General features: G+C 56.6%; 16 protein-coding genes. All 16 read right to left on the reverse strand.

Annotated features, from left to right (window positions below):
• Positions 1 to 21 precede the first annotated feature (21 nt).
• Positions 22 to 1692: a hypothetical protein gene (locus Q8O73_RS00835; RefSeq protein ID WP_305553470.1), complete on the reverse strand. Its 1671-nt coding sequence runs from the start codon at positions 1690 to 1692 to the stop codon at positions 22 to 24.
• A 7-nt stretch (positions 1693 to 1699) separates the two neighbouring features.
• A complete protein-coding gene (locus Q8O73_RS00840) occupies positions 1700 to 2488 on the reverse strand; it encodes a MinD/ParA family protein (protein WP_305553472.1) in 789 nt (262 codons plus the stop codon).
• Positions 2485 to 3474, reverse strand: a complete 990-nt coding sequence (locus Q8O73_RS00845) for a GTP-binding protein (protein WP_305553475.1) — start codon at positions 3472 to 3474, stop codon at positions 2485 to 2487. Before Q8O73_RS00845 ends, Q8O73_RS00840 begins: the two co-directional genes overlap by 4 nt.
• Positions 3475 to 3495: 21 nt before the next feature.
• Positions 3496 to 5646 carry a flagellar biosynthesis protein FlhA gene (gene flhA / locus Q8O73_RS00850; protein ID WP_305553478.1) on the reverse strand — a complete coding sequence of 717 codons (2151 nt, stop codon included), beginning with the start codon at positions 5644 to 5646 and terminating at the stop codon, positions 3496 to 3498.
• A gap of 53 nt (positions 5647 to 5699) precedes the next feature.
• The gene (locus tag Q8O73_RS00855) at positions 5700 to 7256 is read right to left on the reverse strand and encodes a sigma-54 dependent transcriptional regulator (RefSeq protein ID WP_305553481.1); all 1557 of its coding nucleotides are present in this window, start codon (positions 7254 to 7256) and stop codon (positions 5700 to 5702) included.
• A gap of 64 nt (positions 7257 to 7320) precedes the next feature.
• Positions 7321 to 8115 carry a motility protein A gene (locus Q8O73_RS00860; protein ID WP_305553484.1) on the reverse strand — a complete coding sequence of 265 codons (795 nt, stop codon included), beginning with the start codon at positions 8113 to 8115 and terminating at the stop codon, positions 7321 to 7323.
• A gap of 22 nt (positions 8116 to 8137) precedes the next feature.
• A complete protein-coding gene (gene fliN, locus Q8O73_RS00865; protein ID WP_371135026.1) occupies positions 8138 to 8392 on the reverse strand; it encodes a flagellar motor switch protein FliN in 255 nt (84 codons plus the stop codon).
• A gap of 100 nt (positions 8393 to 8492) precedes the next feature.
• Complete coding sequence (locus Q8O73_RS00870) at positions 8493 to 9473, reverse strand: FliH/SctL family protein (RefSeq protein ID WP_305553490.1); 981 nt, start codon at positions 9471 to 9473, stop codon at positions 8493 to 8495.
• A 164-nt stretch (positions 9474 to 9637) separates the two neighbouring features.
• Complete coding sequence (gene fliF / locus Q8O73_RS00875) at positions 9638 to 11242, reverse strand: flagellar basal-body MS-ring/collar protein FliF (protein ID WP_305553493.1); 1605 nt, start codon at positions 11240 to 11242, stop codon at positions 9638 to 9640.
• Positions 11243 to 11558: 316 nt separating this feature from the next.
• Positions 11559 to 13259 (reverse strand): flagellar hook protein FlgE, encoded by a 1701-nt coding sequence (locus tag Q8O73_RS00880; RefSeq protein ID WP_305553496.1) that lies wholly within the window; start codon positions 13257 to 13259, stop codon positions 11559 to 11561.
• Between the two features lie 52 nt (positions 13260 to 13311).
• The gene (locus Q8O73_RS00885; protein ID WP_305553498.1) at positions 13312 to 14103 is read right to left on the reverse strand and encodes a flagellar hook assembly protein FlgD; all 792 of its coding nucleotides are present in this window, start codon (positions 14101 to 14103) and stop codon (positions 13312 to 13314) included.
• Positions 14104 to 14118: 15 nt separating this feature from the next.
• Positions 14119 to 15756 carry a flagellar hook-length control protein FliK gene (locus Q8O73_RS00890; protein ID WP_305553501.1) on the reverse strand — a complete coding sequence of 546 codons (1638 nt, stop codon included), beginning with the start codon at positions 15754 to 15756 and terminating at the stop codon, positions 14119 to 14121.
• Positions 15757 to 15983: 227 nt separating this feature from the next.
• Positions 15984 to 16496, reverse strand: a complete 513-nt coding sequence (gene fliS / locus Q8O73_RS00895; RefSeq protein WP_305553503.1) for a flagellar export chaperone FliS — start codon at positions 16494 to 16496, stop codon at positions 15984 to 15986.
• 57 nt (positions 16497 to 16553) lie between these two features.
• Entirely contained in the window at positions 16554 to 18326 is a 1773-nt protein-coding gene (fliD, locus tag Q8O73_RS00900) for a flagellar filament capping protein FliD (RefSeq protein WP_305553505.1), read from the reverse strand.
• A gap of 125 nt (positions 18327 to 18451) precedes the next feature.
• Complete coding sequence (locus Q8O73_RS00905; protein ID WP_305553508.1) at positions 18452 to 18829, reverse strand: flagellar protein FlaG; 378 nt, start codon at positions 18827 to 18829, stop codon at positions 18452 to 18454.
• An 86-nt stretch (positions 18830 to 18915) separates the two neighbouring features.
• Positions 18916 to 20085, reverse strand: a complete 1170-nt coding sequence (locus Q8O73_RS00910; protein WP_305553511.1) for a flagellin — start codon at positions 20083 to 20085, stop codon at positions 18916 to 18918.
• Between the last annotated feature and the right edge of the window lie 47 nt (positions 20086 to 20132).

A 20132-nucleotide genomic window follows, 5' to 3' on the forward strand; every position in this document is an offset into this window, starting at 1 on the left:
CGTTTATCGTCGTTAAAACAATCAGGCCTCGATCCCGCGCCCGCCATGATCGTCGGGCGACGGGGTTTCGGGCAGGATGACAAAGCGGCTGCCATCCTGAAAAAGCAGCCCGCCTGCCATGCCGGTAATCGTCAGGGCATCCTGAAAAATCGTTCGGATATCGTTCCGATATGCTTCGGCCAGACGGTTTTCGGTGCGCACAATCAAATCAAAATGCTGTATCCGCGCCTTCATCAACCCGTCAAGCTGGGTGTGGCCGATATGGCTGAAAGACAGATCCAGCAAAAACCGCGTACCGGGATCATCAGACGGATTGTCGGTGTCTTCATCTTCCTGCCCCTGCCGCCAGGCCAGCCGGATCTGTTCGATTTTATCGCCCATCTGAAAGGGCATTGGCGCAATGCGCCAGCCATCTGACCGTTCTTCGGTGGCGATATTGCGCAGGGTGGCAAAATCGCCTTCCAGCTTTTTCGCCAGACCGGCATCGCGGGTTTCCAGGGCGCCAATCGGCCGGTCGCCCACCCAGCCGCGCAAACTGCCGCCCGATCCGGTCAGGGCAGACAGGAAAAACACCATCGTTGCCGTCAAACGCGGGCCTGCGGCAGGAATATTGTTTTGCAACAGGGCGGCGGCCTGTGGGTCGCCTTGCGCCAGTGTTGTCAGTGCATTTTGCAGACTGCCCCACTGGCGGCTGAGTTGCGCGGTTTCGCCGCGTGCCATCAGATCGGCCTCGGTCATCACCGACATGGCAAGGGACCGGGCGGCATTGGCCGCGATACTGCCATCGACCGCAAAGGAAACCGTCGCCCCCGCCGGGGCCGGAACCGGCAGTTTGACCCCGACCACCCCGGCGGAAGTCCGCAGGGCGGTAAAACCATCGGGGAGCAGGCGGGCCTCGGGGCTGTTGGCAGGCAGGATCGTGCCGGTCAGGATCAGGGGGGCCGGTGCGGTGCCACTTCCGGGTGCGATTCCCGCGCCGGGTGTCGATATGACGCCTGCGGCGGGGATGCCGCCCGGTACAGGTACAGGCCCCGATGCCATGCCGGGAACGGAAACCGGGCCGCCCCCGGCAACCGGTGCACCGCCGGGCATCATCGGTGAAACCCCGGCCATATTGCCCCCGATCGCAAGGCCGGTGCCACCGGATGCCACCGCCAAAAGATTGGCGGCCTGTGCCGGATTGGCGGTGCCTGCCCCGATAAACATCACTTGCAGATTGCTTCCGGCGGGCAGGCTGTTGCCACCGGGAAGGGACAGGGCGGTGGTGGTGATGGCGTTAAAGGTCTGGCCGGGGATCAGGGGGCTGGATAATGACGGGGTCGTACCACCGCCACCGGGCGGGGTGGTGATGCTTTGCGGCAAAAACTGAAACCGCATCAGATTGGCGGCGTCATTACGGCCGGGCTGGGTCAGGACACGCATCCATAACAGATCGCCAAGGTTTGACGGCAAGGGGGCGGGCAATTTGACCGTGATCGGGCCAAGGGCGGTCTGAAGCTGAATTTCTGTGCCGGATTTGCTTTGGATTGTTGCCTGCAACAGGGCATCGACCGGCAATTTGGCAACGGCGGCGGGCACATTTTGCGCCGTGCCGCCAATGGCCGTGCCGGATGGGGCAGCACTGCCCGCACCCGTGCCAACCGCGCCACTACCCGTGGCAGGAGGAGCGGGAGGAACAGCGCCGGTTGTCATGATATCCTCAGCTTTCGATCAGCTTGAGCGCGATTTTTTCAATATCCTGCGCCGCCGTTGAATTGGGATGACGGGTCAGAAGCGGGGTCTGGTTGCGGATACATTCCGAAACCTTGGGGTCCTGGCGCACAACGCCCAGCAAGGGCGGCGAGATTTTCAGGAACCCCTCGCAGGCTTTCAGCAATTTGGTGTAAATCGCCTCGCCTTCCTTTTTGTCCTTTGCCATATTGACGACGACCCGAATGTCGGTTTTGGGTCGTTCCATATGGGTAATCTTGATAAAGGCATAGGCATCGGTCAGGGATGTCGGATCGCCATTGGTAATCACGATCACGGTATTGGCCATCGCCGTCATTTGCCGCACGCCCTGATCCACCCCGGCCCCCAGATCGACCAGAACCCGGTCATAGGATTTGCCGGTTTGCATCAGATCATCCCCCAGCGCCTGAAGGCGTGAGACCTGCAAATTGGCAAGGCTGCCCGATCCGCTGCGCCCGGCGACAATATCGAAATCGCCCTCGGGATAGCGGGTAATGGCGTCTTTTAATGCAATGCGCCCGGAAATTACCCCGCCCAGATCGTGTTTGGGCATCAGGCCCAGTTGAATATCAATATTGGCCAGACCCAGATCGCCATCAAACAGCAACGGTTTGAAACCCTGCATCGCCAGCGCATGGGTCAGGGTGATGGAAAACCATGTTTTGCCTACCCCGCCCTTGCCCGATGCGATGGCAATAATATTGTCGCCCTTGCGGCGCGGTGCAGGCTTTTTGGCGGTATCGCTCTTGGTTATCATTTCACGACCTCAGAGAAGCTCGGTTTCGCCGATGCGGTCCGCGATGCAGGGATCAGCAATTTTGCCAGGGCAACGGGGCTGATTGCGGTAAGGCCGTCGGCGACCTGTGATGTCATAGTGACATTACAAAGGGAAAGATTTGCTGAATCCGCGCCAAATAATACCCCGCCCAGACGGGAGGCGACATCAAGACGGGTCAGGACCATGCGCGAAGAACCGCAATCGGCGAAGGCCGATGCGATATCGGCGGTTTCATCGGCATCGCCCCCCGCCGCACAGACCAGAACCGGTTCACACGGGGCCGCGGCAAGATAGCTTTTGAGCAGGGCCATTTCAGAGGCGACAAAAGGATTGCTGCTGGCGGTATCGACAAGCACGATGTCGGCATCGCGGACCGCCTCGATCCGGGGCAGAAAATCGGCGGGCGATTTGATCACACCCAGATTGATTTTCAGGATTTTGGTAAAGGCTTCGAGTTGCGCAATGCCGCCTGCGCGTTTGCAATCGGTGGTCAGGACTGCGACCTTGCGTTTTTTCATCACGGCACGGGCGGCGGCACGGGCCACGGTCAGGGTTTTGCCACAACCGGGAATGCCGACAAAGGCCAGGGCGCGGGGCGTGTTTTTTTCCGGCAGGGGCGCAAAATCGAAAATCTCGTCCAGGGCGGTCGCCAGCAATTGTTGTGCACTGGTTGCCTTTTTTTCCCGCCCCATCAGGTCGCATAACCGCAAACGCAACCGTTCGGGCAGGTTATGGCGGATCAGGGCGTTGGTCGCATATTCCAGAAAATCGGCGCGCAATGGTGCCGATGTTGCCAGATCGCTGGTAAAATCATGTTCAGGGTCGCGGTCAAGGGCGGCGGTCAGGCGCACGCCCGATCCGGGGATGTCCTGGGTTGAAACGATGATGGCATCGGGACCCATATGCTCTTTGACCAGCGACATCGCCTCGGTCATCGTGGCGGCGGTAAAGGTTTTAAGATGCAAAACAAATCCTCCCGCCGGTCATCAAATCTGCCCCATGGTTTTCAGTTGTGCCTTGGGGTGAATTTCATTTTGCGACATCACGACCGTCGAGGGCCGGAACCGTTCGACGATGGACCGCACATAGGGACGGATGCCCGGACTGGTCAGCAAAACCGGGCTTTCACCCATCATGCCCAGGCGCTCGAACGTGGTGCGGACCTTGTTGATGAATTCCTGCAACTTGCTGGGCGGCATCGAAAGCTGTTTTTCCTCGCCGGTGCCGACAAGGCTTTCGGCAAAAATCTGTTCCCATTCCGGCGACAGGGTGACCAGCGGAATGACGCCTGCGGCGTTGGTGTTGACATCCGAAAGCTGTCTGGCAAGGCGGGATCGCACATGTTCGGTCATGAAGGTGGAATTGCGGGTAAAGGCGGTGGCCTCGGCAATGCCTTCAAGGATGGTCGGCAAATCGCGGATCGAAATCCGTTCGACCAGAAGATTTTGCAGAACCCGCTGAACCCCACCCACCGAAATCTGGCCGGGGATTATGTCTTCGACCAGTTTTTTCTGTTCGTCGTCCAGTTCATCAAGCAATTTCTGGGTTTCGGCATAGGACAGCAATTCCGGCATATGGTCCTTGATCACCTCGGTCAGATGGGTGGTGATCACGGTTTGCGGATCGACAACGGTGAAGCCCCGGAACATGGCTTCTTCTTTCATCGATTGTTCGATCCACATCGCCGGAAGATTAAAGGTAGGTTCGATGGTTTTTTCACCGGCCAGCGTGATTTCCTCGCCGCGCGGGTCCATCACCAGCAACATATTGGGCCGCAAATCGCCGCGCCCGGCCTCGATTTCCTTGACCCGCACGACATAGGTGTTGGCGGGCAATTGCATATTGTCCTGAATGCGGACACTGGGCATGACAAACCCCATGTCCGATGCCAGTTGGCGGCGCAGGGCCTTGATCTGATCGGTGAGTTTCTGGCCGCGTTCGGTCGAAATCAGCGACAGCAACCCATATCCCAGTTCAAGCCGCACATAATCCATGCGCAGCGCATTGGCAATTGGTTCATCGGGGACGGGAATGGCATTTTCGGCGGCGATGTCGCTGGCAGCCTTGTCGGTAATCACGTCTTTGGCTTTTTGCTGCGTCTTGCCGATTTTCCAGGCCAGAAATCCGAAAAGGGCGGACAGCAACACAAACCAGATCATCGGAATGCCCGGCAACAGCGCCATGCCGCCCATCAGGACGGCCGCAATACCCAAGGCGGCGGGATAGCCGCTGATTTGTCCGAAAACGGCTTTTTCGGTGGCGCCGTCAAGGCCGCCCTTGGTCACCAGCAAACCCGCCGCAGTCGAAACGATCAGGGCGGGAATTTGCGAGACCAGACCGTCACCGACCGTCAGGATGGTATAGGTTTCTGCGGCCTCGGCCAAAGACAGGCCCATCTGGGCGGTGCCGATGATGATGCCGCCAATCACATTGATAAAGGTGATCAGAATACCGGCAACCGCATCGCCGCGTACAAATTTGGACGCACCATCCATCGACCCGAAAAACGAACTTTCGTCTTCCAGTTCCTTGCGCCGTGCCTTGGCCTGTTCTTCGTTGACGAGGCCCGCCGACAGGTCGGCGTCAATCGCCATCTGTTTGCCGGGCATGGCATCAAGGGTAAAGCGGGCGGCGACTTCGGCGATACGGCCCGAACCCTTGGTGATGACGACAAAATTGATGATCACCAGAATGGCAAACACAATGATCCCGATGACGAAATTGCCACTGATCAGAAAACCGCCAAAAGCCTGAATTACCGCCCCGGCAGCATCGGTTCCTTCGTGGCCGTGGCCCAGAATCAGGCGCGTTGTCGCGATGTTCAGCGCCAGACGCAACGATGTTGCCACCAGAAGGATGGTTGGAAAGGAATTGAATTCCAGCGGTTTTTGAATAAACAGCGCCGTCATCAGGATCAGGACGGAAAAACTGATCGACAGGGCCAGAAACATATCGAGCAACCACGGCGGCATCGGGAACATCATGACCACAAGGATCATGATAAAGCCCAGTGCCATCGCGATATCGCCACGGCGCATCGCGGAACTTACCCGCGATTTGGCATTGGCCATGGTAAAGACACCGGTATTTTCGGTCTTTGCTGTCCCTGTCGGGGCTATGTCACGACCGTCGGCCATAGGATGCTGCTTTACCTGTCTTTAAATCGTCGTTTGTGTTCCGGGTATACGTATCACATCTGATTGTCGCCGGGGGGCGGAACCGCCATTCCTTCGTCGGTATATTGCCGCAACTTGTTACGCAGGGTGCGGATCGAAATGCCCAGAATATTGGCCGCATGGGTACGGTTGCCAAAACAGTGTTTCAGGGTATCGATGATCAGATCGCGTTCCACATCGGCCACAGTGCGCCCGACCAGCCCGGTGGTGCCGCTGCCGGCCTCATTTTCAGGTGTTGCCGGGGCCGTTGGCCGGGGTGATTCTTCATCGGGTATCGATGCCGGTATCGGGGGCGCCGGGCGGGAATAGGATGCCGGTGTTCCGCTGGCCGCACTGGCATAGGCCATCGAGGCCCGGCCCGCCATCGGGTTATAGGCCTGTGCGGCGATGCCCGGATGGGTATGGGCGATATCTTCAGGAGCCGGTTCCGGAGCAGGTGCCGCGGCCATTGGCGGGCGGGGTGTTTCGTTGCTGCTGCCCGATAGCATAATGGCTTCGGGGCCAATTTCGCCGGGGCCTGCCACCAGCACCGCCCGGTGCATGGTATTTTCCAGTTCGCGGACATTGCCACGCCAGTAATGGCTGAGCAAACGTTCGACTGCCAGCGGGCTGAGCGGGCGCACCGGCACATCATTGGCTTCGGAATATTTGCGGATAAAAAATTCGGCCAGAACCGGAATATCGCCGGGGCGTTCGCGCAAGGATGGAATATCGAGATTGACGACATTCAGACGGAAATACAAATCGTCGCGGAAATTGCCTGCGCGCACTTCGTCTTCAAGATTGCGGTTGGAGGTTGCCAGAATGCGCACATCAATTTTGACCGGTTTGCTGCCGCCCAGACGGTCAACTTCCTTTTCCTGAATGACGCGCAGCAATTTGGCTTGCAGGCGGACATCCATTTCGCTGATTTCATCAAGCAACAAGGTGCCACCGCCGGCTTCTTCAAATTTGCCGATCCGTCGGGCCGCGGCACCGGTAAAGGCACCCTTTTCATGACCAAACAGTTCGGATTCCAGAAGATTGTCGGGAATGGCGGCGCAATTGACCGCGACAAAGGGTTTGTCGGCGCGGCGCGATTTGCGGTGAACAAACCGGCTGATGATTTCCTTGCCGGTGCCGCTTTCGCCCGTGATCAGGATACTGGCATCGCTTTTGGCGACCTGTTCGGCCAGACGCAGGGTTTCGGCCATGCGCGGGTCGCGATGGATCAGGGCGTGGCTTTCTTCGGTTACGGCCTCGAAAATCGCGGCAATCAGATCGGGTTCGGGCGGTAGGGGGATATATTCCTGCGCCCCGGCCTTGATCGCATTGACCGCACCATTGATGTCATTGCCAACGCCACAGGCGACGACCGGTACATTGATGCGTTCGCGGGCAATCGCCACGATCAATGCCCCGACATCGAGCGTGATATCGGCCATGACAAGATCAATACCCTTGCCTGCGCGCAGGATGTTTAACGCGGTGGTGATGCTTTCGGCCAATTGTACCGATGCACCCCGTGCCATCGCGATCTTGCTGGCTGCGCCTATTTGCCCGCCCAGTCCACCAACGATCAAAACCTGCATATCGTAATCTCTTTCTGCTCCGGTTTTGGGCTGTAATTATCGTTCAAATCTGCCACAGGGCCGATCAATCGAAATAGCTGACGCGCTTGGACGGCGGCAGAATGGAATTTAACAGCATTTCCAGACGGCGCGGGTTTTCCTGCCGTCCGATCGATACTGCGCCGACCATATAAACGGAATTGAGCAATTCTTCTTCCTGTGAATTGCGTTCCAGTTTGGCGGCCAGCGGCATGAACACCATATTGGCCAGAATCGCGCCATAAAATGTCGTCAGAAGGGCAACCGCCATTGACGGGCCGATGGAGGACGGATCATCAAGATTGCCCAGCATCTGCACCAGACCGATCAGGGTGCCGATCAGGCCCATGGCCGGGGCAATATCGCCCGCCTTGCGCATGATATTCGCCCCTTTCTGATGGCGCGAAATCGTGGCGTTCATATCCTTGCGCATGATGCCTTCGACGTCTTCGGCCGGGGTGCCGTCCACAACAAGCGACAGGCCTTTCCACAGATATTCCTCGCTTTGCAGGCTGTCGAGATGGCCCTGAAGCGACAAAACCCCGCCCTTGCGGGCGATTTCAGCCAATTGCAGGATTTGCAGGGCGGCATCGGCCGGATTGCGCGACGTATAGAAAATGGTACGCAGCAGCACTTTCCAGACGCCCAGAAATTCCCCAAGGGAAACACAGACCGCCGTGATCGCGGATGTTCCCCCGATCACAATCAGAACCGATGGAATATCGATGAAAGCCCCGGGCGAGCCCCCCAAAACGATCGCTGCGATAATCAGGGTAAACCCGATCGCCAAACCGGCGACGGTTGCGATATCGAACGTCGTCCTTGTTCCCCCATCCGCCATTCCCAGATCCCCTTTGTGCGGTTCAGTTACGTTCGGACTTGATGATTTCCGTCATGGTTACCCCCAAACGGTCCTCGACCACAACCACTTCGCCACGAGCGACCAGCCGGTTGTTGACATATATATCAATAGCTTCCCCAACCTTGCGGTCAAGCTCTACGACAGCACCACGACCAAGTTTCAAAAGCTGGCTGACCTGCATGGTCGATTTTCCCAGTACGGCGGATACCTGCACAGGGATATCATAAACGGCTTCAAGGTCCTTGGACGTTTTCATGCCCTCGCCGCCGATATCCAGCCCGGCCAGCAATTCGGTGCCTTCGCCTTCCAGTTCGATCTCGTCATCATCAAGTTCAGACAATTCAAGATCGTCATCTTCAGCCATGTTTGTCTCCTGCGTCTTCGTCGTTCGGGGGCAGCATATCGTCTGATGTGACCGGCGATGCCACGATATCGGCATCATTCCCGTCGTCATTCAGATCGTCTGTATCTGCCTGTGATGGTGATGTTGGCATATTCGCGGGCATTGCACCATCATCGTCTGTGGCATCGTCTGTGGCATCGTCTGTCGCCAGATGACCCGCCTGAACATCGGCGGTGTCGCCGTCACCGCCGATCCCGGTATCCGGGGTTGTTTCCGGCACAGGTCTGGCGGCGATATCGGCTTTGCGTGTGTTTTGCAGGGCGGGGTCGGCCATGTCACTTGCCGTCAGATCATGGCTTTCGCGGTGTGCCAGTATGGCACGTTCGACAATATCGTTGATTTCGGCCCACAGGGCCGCTGTTTCACGCACTGCGGTGCCATCGCCCCATGAAACCCGGCAATCGCCGGGTAGAACATCTGCTTCGCCGACCACCAGCAATTGCCCCGAAAATCCCCGGCTGCGACCGATTTCAGTAATGCGGTCATTCAGGGCGGCGGCGATATCGGGATGGACCTGTACCAGAACCTTGGGCACATCAAACAGGTTTGACAGACATTGCCGGACGATCTGTTCGATTTCCATCAGATCGTTTTGGGCTGCCCAGGCCGGGGCGATCTTGCGCATGATGGCGCGGGCAACATGAATGGAATCTTCGGCAATGCGGGCGTTGGCACGTTTTTGCTGTTCATCTATATGGGCCAGATGCCCGCCAACCACAATGGCGGTATCACTGACGGCCTTGTCCAGCGATTGCAAAATTTCCTGTCGGCCCTGTTCCAGTCCCTGCGCCTTGCCTTCGGCCAGACCTTCCTCGTGGGCGAGGGCACTGGCTTCGGCCAGTTTTTCGGTCATTTGTTCTTCGGTATAGATCGGCGGCGGCGGTGGGGGCGGGGCGTCTTCTTCGGGCTTTTTTTTGCGGCTCTTTTTGCTCATGCCATAGTCACCCTCTTCCGAGCCGGACGGACGGATGACATTGTCGGCATCATCGAAACTAAGATCGAACCTGAATTTTTCTATCGCAGCCATTTATAAAACCGGCAGTCTGTTGGACAGCATGACAAAACTGCCAGACTGTCTTGGGAATGAAGCCGTCAGGATCAATTTTCCTGATAAAGCCAGTTGCGAATGATCGCCAGTGCCTCTTCGGGATGTTTTTCGACAATCTCGCCGATTTTCTTGACCGACGATGCTTTCACACGCCCTTCGACCTGCGACAGATTGATCAGTTCCTCGCCATCATCCATCATGCCCGGCGCACTTGGTACCGGGGCCGGCCCGGCAAGGGCGGGGGTGCCATCGGCGGTCATATCATCGGCCAGCAATTGCCGCTGCGCCATATCCGCCGCACTGGGCAGGGTTTCAAAGGCGCGGGTCAGCAACGGACGCACCACCAGCAGGATGACAAGGATCGCCACAATCGCCAGCACCAGCATTTCAGCAATGCGGAAGATTTCAGCCTTGTCGAGGCCAAGGAAGGTTTCGATTTCCTCGTCGGCAAACAGGTTGGTCGCGTCGGCAAAGCGCATATTGATCACTTCGACCTGATCATTGCGGTTCGGATCATATCCGATGGCGCTGCGGACCAGGGCGGCGATCTTTTCAAGATCGTCCTGGGTACGTTCCTGATAGATTTGTTCACCATTTTCATCGGTGGTATAGGTGCCATCGACCAAAACCGCGACGGTTACCCGTGAAATCTCGCCAATTTCCTTGACCCTGGTGGTGGTGGTCCGGGAAATTTCATAATTGACGGTTTCTTCGGTCCGGGATTCCTCGCTGCGGGTGCCCGCACCATCGGCGGCACCCAGATTGGGATCCGGCAGGTTATTTTGCAGGGTAACGGGGTCGGCACCTTCGTTTTCGGTGTTAACCGCCGTTTCCTCGATGCTTTGGCTGGACCGCACAACCTGCTGGTCCGGGTCGAACCGTTCGTCGGCGGTGGTGATTTTGTTGAAATCCATTTCCACGGCGACCTCGGCCCGGACCTGACCGAAACCAAGGGATCGTGACAAAAGGTCTTCGATGGTGTTGCGCAGGCGGCTTTCATTGCGGATGCGCATTTCATCGGCGGTCTGGGTCAGAAAGGTGGTGCTTTGTTCTTCGCCCTGACCGCGTGCCAGCAAACGGCCGCGCTCGTCAATGATTGACACCTTGCCCGGTGTCAGTTGCGGGACAGCGGCGGCAACCAGATGCTGGATCGAAATGATTTGTTCGGGTTGCAATTCACCGCCCTGAAGGCGGATGGCGATCGAGGCACTGGGGGCTTGCTGTTCGCGTGAAAACATCTCGCGTTTGGGCAGGACAAGATGGACACGGGCCTGCTTGACCGACTGGATCGAGGCAATGGTGCGCGCCAGTTCGCCTTCAAGGGCGCGGACATGATTGATGTTTTGCTCGAAACTGGTGGAGCCAAAGCCGCTTTGCTGGTCAAATATCTCGTAACCGACAGACCCGCCAGACGGCAGGCCTGCTTCGGCCATCGACAGACGCAGCCGGTTGACCTGATCGGCCGGGACAAGAATTTCCGTTCCGTTTGACAGGATGCGATAGGAAACCTGCTGTTCTTCAAGGCGGGTGACGATCTGTCCGGCGTCGGCAGGGTCAAGATCGCGATACAGAAGTTGCATATCCGGCGCCGAAACGCGCAGGATCAAAAAGGCAAAGAATACCACCAACAGCACGCCGACGCCCGAAAGCGCCATCAGCCGTGTTGGCCCGAGGCCTTTTAATGTCTGTAACAAGCCGCCCACTTTCGACTGCTCCTATCCCACTTTTGCCCCGCCCGTCCGGACCCGCAATCGACAAATTTCCTTTGCCGACATCTATCACGAATAGGACGGCAAATTGAAGAACAGGTTAACGACCGGCAAAATTTGCCCAGTGATTTGAATCCTTTGGCTTTTGCCTGTGATGATTTTGTATATGGGGAGCGGGACTCCAAAAGAAAAGGCCCGGCAGGGCCGGGCCGAGTCTGAACAATGAGGAACCGGGCAGGGCGCTGCGAACAGCGCCCGGACCTTAACGTTTCACCCGGATCAGTTCATCAAGCATTTCATCGGTGGTGGTGATGGTTTTGGTGTTCGCCGAATAGGCGCGCTGCGTGATGATCATATTGGTGAATTCTTCGGCCAGATCGACGTTGGAGGCCTCAAGTGCCGAGGGTACAACCGAACCGGCGCCATTCTGTCCGGGTTCGCGCAACAGGAAATCACCGGATTCGCGGGTTTGGCGATAAATATTCCCGCTATGGTTTTCCATTTCATTGGGGGCCTCGAAGGTGGCGATGGCCATCTTGTAGACCGGGCGTTTCACGCCATTGGCAAATTCGATGCTGAGGAAACCGTCATCGGTGAAGCCATAGGCCACCATGGTGCCGGCCTGTGCGCCATCCTGATTGATGAAATGGGTCGTGTAATTGACCAGATTGCCGCTGGCATCCTGCCCGGCGGCAAACTGTGTGATGCCGTCGCCACGCCCGATCGTCCCCATATTAAGGGTGATTTCCGACGGGGTAGAGCCATTGGTCCAGTTGGCGGTAACCGGCGTATCGACAAGGGTTGCGCCGGTCGAGTCGGTAAAGGTCGCAAGATTGCCGTTACCGCTAAAGGTCATGATCCCGGACTGGATCAGGCCGTCGGGATGCAGGGCCGGATCCAGCTGATTGGCACCGGTATCGCCAATCAGTTCAAATGCCCAGCGGTTCTGGCCGAGTTTGACCACCTGCAACTGCACCGTATGGGCCGAACCCAGCGAGTCATAGATCGTGACCGGCATGAAGTTGTTTTCAGTCACCGTGCCATCGGCAAGGTCACCTGCGGCATAGGTCGCGGTCAGTGCCAGCGGGGCAACACCCAATCCGGTCAACGGGGCGTTGTTGTTGTTGGCAAGGGTGACCGTCTGATCGGCGTTTGACGGGGTAATCGTCAGGGTATCGTTGGTGCCGGTTGTGGTGGCCGTGGCGGTCACACCGGTAACGGCCGAAATGGCAGCTGCGATGTCGGCAAGGGTTTGACCGGCACCAATGGTGATGGTGGTGGTGGTACCATTGACCGTAATGTCGAAGCTGTCACCGGCGGCAATACCGGCCTGACCGGCAAGGGCGGCAGAACCGTCAATACCTGCGGTGGCGGAAACCGCCTGTGTCGAGGCGAGAGCCGTTTCATCGGAATTGAGACTGGCCCCGAATTCAAGGCTGGTGGTGGCGGCCGCTGCTGTCAGGATGCTGTTGATGTCCATGACGCGCAAATCGGTAACTGCCGAACTGTTGGACGTGGTCAGGTTGCCGTTCTGATCCAGCAGATTGCCTTCGCGGTCGGTTGCCCAGCCCTGGAGATAGAAACCGGCAGTATTGCGCAGGAAACCGTCATCATCCGGGCGGAAATCACCCGCACGGCTGAAATACAATTCGTCATTCTGGCCCGGATTGTTGGTATCGCGGACGATAAAGAAACCATCGCCCGAAATCGCAGCCGCCGTGGCCGAGGATGTCGACTGCAACAGGCCCTGTTTGCTGATCAGGGCGGTCGGGTGAAAGCGCACCCCGCCCGGGGTATAGCGGGTGGCGGTGGCCGATTCTGTCACCAGTGTTGAAAACCGGCCGACCGTGCTTTTATACCCCACGGTATTGAGGTTCGAGATGTTATCTGAAATCACGCCCAGATTCTGGCTTTGCGCGTTCAGGCCGGATACACCGGAAATCATTGCACCAAAGAGGCTCATTGTTCGTCTCCTGTCGTTACAGGCTTGTTAAGATATGCAAGAACCGGTCGCGTCACGCGGCCTCGTCCTGTTCGGTATCGTCATTGCCGGTGTCGTCGCCAGAACCGGGATCGGGATCGGGATCGGGATTGGGGGTTCCGTCATTGGCACCAAGTTTGACATTGGTCAGGGTCGAGAACGGCACGGCAACATCGCCGATCCGCAGATAAATATCGTCGTCGCCAATATCGACACTGTCGACGGTGCCGACGATGCCAATCACGACATCGGCAGTTTTGCCCTTGTCATCCTTGAAGGTGTCGCCATTGGCAAGTTGCGGTTTGACCACCAGGGTATAGGCACCTTCCGGTTGGGTTTCTCCGCTGTTATTCTTGCCGTCCCAGACGAAATCCTTGAGACCGGAAACTTTGGTCATTTTTTCGGAATAAACGGTCTTGCCGCTTTGATCGACGACTTGCAGTTCGACCTGCGGGACTTCCGGCGAGATGCTGAATTTGTATTTGGCCTCGCCATCCTGTTCGAGCCAGTTGGTATCGCCAACCGCCTGAATTTCCGCGCCGACATAGGACAGGGCCGACAATTGCCGTTGCTGTCCCTGCATCGCGATCAGGTTTTCAAGGTTTTTGTTGCTTTGGATGCCCTGTTCAACCTGGGCAAACTGGCTGAGCTGGTCGGTGAATTTGTCACTTTCCATCGGCGATGTCGGGTCCTGATTTTTCAACTGCGTGGTCAGCAGGATCAGGAAGGTATCGAAATTCTGTGCCAACTGGTTGCCAGCACTGTTCGACGCCGCATTGATGTCCGTCCCGGACAGGCCCACATTGGTCATCGAAGAAATGGTCATTACCGTTTTCCTTCCTTAAATCCGGATATCAACCAGGCCGTTGGGATTGATCCCATAGCCAATGGCAACATGTTCGGCCAGTTCCGCCCCGGTCAGGATATCGCCTTCATCGGGTAATTGTTTGCCAGAACCGGTGGCCTGATTGCGTCCGTCCTGTTCCTGGCCGGAACCGCCTTGCCGGTGCTCAAAGGTGAAACTTTGGGAATCGGCATTCAGACCGGCATCTTTGAGGGCCTGTTGCAGGCCCCGGACATCCTGTCGCAACAGATCAAGCGTTTCGCGGTTGTCGGCCTGAATGACTGTCTGAACGCGACCGTCATGGCTGATTTCCATTTTGATATCGACGCGACCCAGACTTTCGGGGCGCAACTGTACCGAAATGCGGTCAACGCCATCGCTGGCGGCATTGCGGATATGAACGGCGACCTGTTGCTGGACCTGTTGGGTCGGGGCATTGCGGGCGGTTTGCGCGGTTTGCCCGGCAAGATTATTGGCACCCGTACTTGTTCCGGCATTGGTATTGCCCAGGGTGACCTGCCCCAGACTGTCGGTGCCGGTCACGCTATTGGCCGCAAGGGTGGAATTGGCGGCAGTGGCGACCGTGGCCGCAGGCTGTTGGGCGGTGGTATTGGCTGCCGCCGGAACATTGGCCATGCCAACCAGATTGTTCGGGGTGGCTTGCGCCGTGCCATTGCCGGTTGCGGCCGGGTTTTGGCCGGTCGTGCCAGATTGGCTGTTGCTGTTGTTACTGCCGTTGCCGGTATTGCCACCGGATTCCGAACCGGCCGATGCCGGCTGTCCGGTCAGAGTGGCGCGGGTATTGACCAGGGCATCAAAACTGTCGGCGACATCAGCGGGGCCGATATTGCCGGGCGTCGATGATTTGGTACCGGTTGCCGCCGTTGAGACCGGGGATACCGGCGCGGTTTGCGACAGGGCGGTTGATGCCATCAGGGTGCTTTTGGCACCGGCATCGCCAGCCATCCCTGTGGCCATCCCGGTTTCATCCCCGGTATTCAGGTTTGACGGTATGGTCGTGCCGCCTTGCTGGGCAGCGGCAAGGGCAAGGGCCAGTTCCGCCGGGGTCTGTGCCACCGGGGGGGCGGGCATGGCAATGACGGTGGCGTCAACCGGCGTATCGTCGGTTTTGGCTTCGGATTCGGTTTTTGAGCCGGTGCTGTTTGCGGTGTCTTCAATGACAGGGGCCGATGGGTCGTTCTGAACTGTTTCGACAGAAGGGGTGCCTTCTGCCGGTTTTTCGGCGACGGTTTCGGGGGCGGTTGCCTTGTCGTCAGACGCCGTTACCGTGTCTTTCTGATTCTTGGGCGCGGTGCGTGTGTTGTCATGATCGTCCGGGCGCGATGTTTTCGTGTCGCGGGCCGGGGTCTGATCACGGTCATTGGACGTTGTGCGTGACGCATCCCGAGCGGCGCGGTCATCCTGACGCGCGGCACGGGCACGGTCATCGTCACGTGACGAGCGGCTATCGGCATTATTTGCCGGGGTCTGGGTCCGCTTGTCGCGGGCATCGGCGCGCCCGGCATTGATCTGGTCCATGACATCGGTAAAGGCAATGCCATTGGATGCCGATGGCTGGGGCGCTGGTGCGGCCAGGGTTGTCGATAGGGTCTTGTCGATAGCGGAGCTGTGCATGACACGGTCCTTCTGATAAAGCTGTCAGGGATCATGCAAGCACCGGGCCAATTACAAGATGTTGAAAAAAGATGAAAAAACAGGGGCTTGGTAACATCGGCAAAATACAGGGCAAAAAATGCCCGGCAAGACAGGCCGAAGCAGCCGAGGCCGCGACATGAAGGCCCGCAACGAAAACGGGCCCCTGAAATCAGAGGCCCGCAAACAGAAAGCAGGGATGAGGACGATCAGGCCGAAATAGAGAACCCGCCGGAACGCGGTTTGACATCGGTATCGTCATCGGATGTGTTTTTCGCCGCAGGTTGCGGTGCGGGGGTCGGTTTTGGTTGGGCGGTTTGTGCTGCCTGAATGGCGATGCGCATTTCGCCTTCGCTTTTATCGGCCAGTTCTTTCCATGAATCCCGCAAGGGAATCATCAGATTGATAACGTCCTGTGCCGGTTTCGGATCATTGTAACGGTCAACCGCCATCAGATGGCGCAACGAAAACAGATACAGGTTTTCAAGATTGCGGGCGATTTCCCCGCCACTTTCCATATCAAGGGTATCGGAAAGATGGGCGATCAATTCATGCGTCTTGGTGGTTGCATCGCACCGGGCCTGAATATCGCCTTTTTCGATGGCAAGAATCGCTTCGCGCAGGGATGAGATCATTTTGTCATACAGCATCTGCACCATCTTGGCGGGCGATGCGGTGTTGACTTGCTGATTGCCGTAAATGCGTGCTGCATTCTGGTTCATGCCACACTCCTTGGACTTTGAGACATCGTACCAATGTGCATGATAGACGCAGACAGGTTAATTGTTATTTTTTCCAGCAGCCATCAATTCATCGAGAGATGTCTGGATGTTTTTCATCTTGGCAAGTGCCGTTTCCATGTTAATGAACTGGTTCAGCAGGCTTTCGCGTTGGCCTTCAAGGCGCCAGTCAATTATATCGATTTTTTTCTCATACCCGGTATTTTGGGTTTCAATTGATGAAATTTCCTGCGTCAGTGATCCGGTTTCTTCGTTCAGAATGTCTTGCAGGCTGAAAAACATCTGGGTCCCGATGCCGACGCTGACATTGGCGGTCATGGTCTCATTGGCATTCCCGGAGCCGGTATAAAGATAGCTGAGACCATTTTCTGTGGTGATGGTATTGCCATTTACCGTTGCCGCAATGGGCGCACCGCCATCAATTGTATAGGTCGCGCCGGTAATCGCCCCGCCACTGGCCTGAATATCAAAGCTGTATTGCCCGGCAGTTGTTTTGCTGGAGAAATTGAGCATTGTCAGGTTGGAATTGTCGCCCGTTGACTTGAAGTTGAACAGTTCCATTACTTCGTTGGATTCATTGAGCAACGCCGCATTCAGTTTGGTCTCATCAATCTTGAGGGTATTGATCGCCAAATCATCAGTGGCTTCGGCTTGCGTCACAAATGTGATGCCAATTTCGCGCAAAACAGAATAATCGGTTTTATCCGGACGGTCTGTAACGCCCTGTGCTTCGGAACCGACAAGCCGTTGTAGCATCGATTCAATGCTTTTGACGGTCGAATTACCCAACAAAATGGAATCTTCGCCAGCCTCCCCCGTGTCAGGATCGACATAGGTCTTTTCATTGATAAAGGTTTGCAACTCGTTATAGGCTTCGGTAAAGCTGATGATGGCTTCCTTGGCCTGATTAAGATCCTTTTCAATTTCAATCCGAATTTTGGTGTCGGGTTCGGCATCATACAGGCTGATGGTGACACCATCAATCAGGTCGCTGATATTGTTTGATGACCGGGTAATGGCGACACCGTCAAGGGTGAATTGCGCATCATTTCCGACATCAATTTCATTGGCAACATTGATGGTCGTCGCATCCGACAGGATGCCGATATTTTGCAAGACAGAGCCTGCGTCATCGCTGAGTTCGATGCGGTTGGCAACGCCTTCTGCGGTCGAGTTAAAGACCAGCGTCGATTGACCGTCCGCAACCTTGATGACCGAGGCCTGAACACCGGTGGCATCGGATGTGGCATTGATTTTATCACGGATATCGGTCAGGGAATCGCCATCATCCACTGTGATCTGGGTGCTGCCGGTTGCGGTGCCAATGGTAAAACTGCCGGTTCCGGTTACGCCGGTTGCCGAGTCAGTTGGATTGGCTGCAATTGTGTTGCTGGCGAGTTTGTGTTTGGAGGCAATTTGCGACACTTCAAAGGTATAGGAGCCGGTTGCCGCCGCATTGGTGGCGACAAATCCCATTAGCTGGCCAGCCGAGGATGCCGGGCCATTCGGGTTTGACGAAGCCGCAAAAACCTGTTTGGTTTCAAAAATGTTCTTGGATTTGTCAAAGCTGGTGGCACCGTAAAGATTGGCCATGGCGTCTTTAAACGCATTGGTCAGCGATTTCATCTCTTGCAAGGCAGAGAGTTTTTCATCGTTCTTTTCGATGCGGTCTTCCAGACTTTTGGCAGGAATACGGCGCGCCGCAATCATCTTGTCGACGACATCGACAAAGTCGATATTGGAATTCAGGCCCGAAAGCTGAATCCTGCCGTTTTCACCGACATAAATGTTGTTAAGATTGGCGCTGCTCATAGCGGTACTCCGTATCTTCGGAAGAAGCGGCAAAAATTGCCCTGGGTCTTTTTTGGCAAAGCGTTAGCAGAAAACAAGCCTGCAATAAACGTGCCGAAACCACAAAACCATCAGGCGCAATAGGCTCAGGCTTCTTCGTCAACGACTGAACCGAGATATTCGCGAATCTGGGAAAACAGGCGTTGAAGTTCCTTGGTTGGAATTTCGCGCAGGGTTTCGCCATTTGTGTCCATGACCTTGGCGACAACACGCCCGGTATCCCGATTGAAATTCAGTTCAACGCGATAATCATCAACCGGCATTTCCGGCAGATCAAGGGCGGCAAATGCCTGTTTCAGCTTTTGTTCCGAGGGGCCACGACGCGGGTCGGATGCCGGGGAAATCGCAACTGCACTGTCACCAGACGAGGCGGTATAAGAAGATGCCGGGCCTGTCGATCCTGCTGCACCATGACTTGCCGATGCGGCGGGTTTGGCATATTGCAGTGAATTTACAATTTCCATTTGGTCCTCCGATGCCGCGAATGCGGCGACCGGTTAACCGAAGAAGGGATGGGAAGCGTGCTTCCCATCCCGTCCGGTTATCCGGATTACTGCAACAGACGCAGCAGGTTCTGCGGCATCTGGTTGGCTTGTGCCAGCATCGCAACGCCCGACTGCACCAAGATCTGTTTCGAGGTGAAGTTGGTCATTTCGGCTGCAACGTCGAGGTCCATAAGGGTCGAACGTGCTGCTTCGTTGTTTTCCTGCGAGGAACGCAGGTTCTGACCGGCAAAATCGAGACGGTTCTGTCCAACACCGACCGCCGAGCGGGCAGCCTGAAGAAGGTCAATCGCATCGCTGACTTCGTCAATCGCGGCCTGTGCGTTGGCTTCAGTATCGACAGCCGAACCGGTTACACCAAGCGAACCTGAATTAACGGTGGTCAGGTTGAAGGTCAACTGGTCTTCTGCGGCAACGTTACCCGAGCCGATCTGGAAAGTCAGAGAGGTTGGGCCGGTAGTTGCCAAGGCATCGAACGTGTTGTTGGCGGTGATATCGGTACCAAAGGCAAATGCCGAGTTCAGGGTGATGTTGACGCCGAGATCACCAAAAGCAACAGTCGCCGTTTGCGCACCAGCCAAACCAGCCGTCGACAAGTCCGTCAGATCGACAGATTGCGAGAAGTTGGCGTTGTTGGTGTTCGTCAACGTCATGATATTGGTGGCGTTGTCGAAGGTGATGGAGAGCGTATCGTTGGCGGTCAGCGGGGCATCGGCCTTGATGGAAATTGCAGCAATACCGTCAGCGGCCTCAATGTTCGTGCCAACAGCAGCCGGATCGACACCAAAAGAGTTCTGGCCCGAGAGCAGCTGAATGCCGTTGAATTTGGTCGAGGAGGAAACACGATCCATTTCTTCCTTGAGCGACTGGAATTCGTCATCCAGAAAGCCGCGTTCCGTTCCCGAAAGGTTGCCGGACGACGCCTGAACCGCAAGGGTCTTCATACGGACAAGGACGTTATCAATCGTTGCCATGCCGCCGTCGGCGATCTGGAGCATCGAATTGGCCTGACCGACGTTGACGGTTGCGGTTTTAAGCGACTGGACTTCGGAATTCAACCGGGCGCCAATGGCCATCGATGCGGCATCGTCACGGGCCGACACAACGCGGGTACCCGAAGACAGTTTTGCCAGCGAACGCGTGGCTGCTTCGTCAGAAGCAGACAGGTTACGGTGTGCAACGTTGGCGGCATAGTTGGAAATGATATTAAGAGCCATTTTTACTTCTCCTACATGGATAGCTCGAAGTGGCTAATTGCCACTCA

This window comes from Thalassospira sp. (assembly GCF_030690045.1).
GTDB lineage: Bacteria > Pseudomonadota > Alphaproteobacteria > Rhodospirillales > Thalassospiraceae > Thalassospira.

Coding starts and splice junctions, on each gene's coding strand:
- Q8O73_RS00835 (WP_305553470.1), bottom strand. CDS start 1,692: ATGACAACCGGCGCTGTTCCTCCCGCTCCTCCTGCCACGGGTAGTGGC.
- Q8O73_RS00840 (WP_305553472.1), bottom strand. CDS start 2,488: ATGATAACCAAGAGCGATACCGCCAAAAAGCCTGCACCGCGCCGCAAG.
- flhA (WP_305553478.1), bottom strand. CDS start 5,646: ATGGCCGACGGTCGTGACATAGCCCCGACAGGGACAGCAAAGACCGAA.
- Q8O73_RS00855 (WP_305553481.1), bottom strand. CDS start 7,256: ATGCAGGTTTTGATCGTTGGTGGACTGGGCGGGCAAATAGGCGCAGCC.
- Q8O73_RS00860 (WP_305553484.1), bottom strand. CDS start 8,115: ATGGCGGATGGGGGAACAAGGACGACGTTCGATATCGCAACCGTCGCC.
- fliN (WP_371135026.1), bottom strand. CDS start 8,392: ATGAAAACGTCCAAGGACCTTGAAGCCGTTTATGATATCCCTGTGCAG.
- Q8O73_RS00870 (WP_305553490.1), bottom strand. CDS start 9,473: ATGAGCAAAAAGAGCCGCAAAAAAAAGCCCGAAGAAGACGCCCCGCCC.
- fliF (WP_305553493.1), bottom strand. CDS start 11,242: ATGGCGCTTTCGGGCGTCGGCGTGCTGTTGGTGGTATTCTTTGCCTTT.
- Q8O73_RS00880 (WP_305553496.1), bottom strand. CDS start 13,259: ATGAGCCTCTTTGGTGCAATGATTTCCGGTGTATCCGGCCTGAACGCG.
- Q8O73_RS00885 (WP_305553498.1), bottom strand. CDS start 14,103: ATGACCATTTCTTCGATGACCAATGTGGGCCTGTCCGGGACGGACATC.
- Q8O73_RS00890 (WP_305553501.1), bottom strand. CDS start 15,756: ATGCACAGCTCCGCTATCGACAAGACCCTATCGACAACCCTGGCCGCA.
- fliS (WP_305553503.1), bottom strand. CDS start 16,496: ATGAACCAGAATGCAGCACGCATTTACGGCAATCAGCAAGTCAACACC.
- fliD (WP_305553505.1), bottom strand. CDS start 18,326: ATGAGCAGCGCCAATCTTAACAACATTTATGTCGGTGAAAACGGCAGG.
- Q8O73_RS00905 (WP_305553508.1), bottom strand. CDS start 18,829: ATGGAAATTGTAAATTCACTGCAATATGCCAAACCCGCCGCATCGGCA.
- Q8O73_RS00910 (WP_305553511.1), bottom strand. CDS start 20,085: ATGGCTCTTAATATCATTTCCAACTATGCCGCCAACGTTGCACACCGT.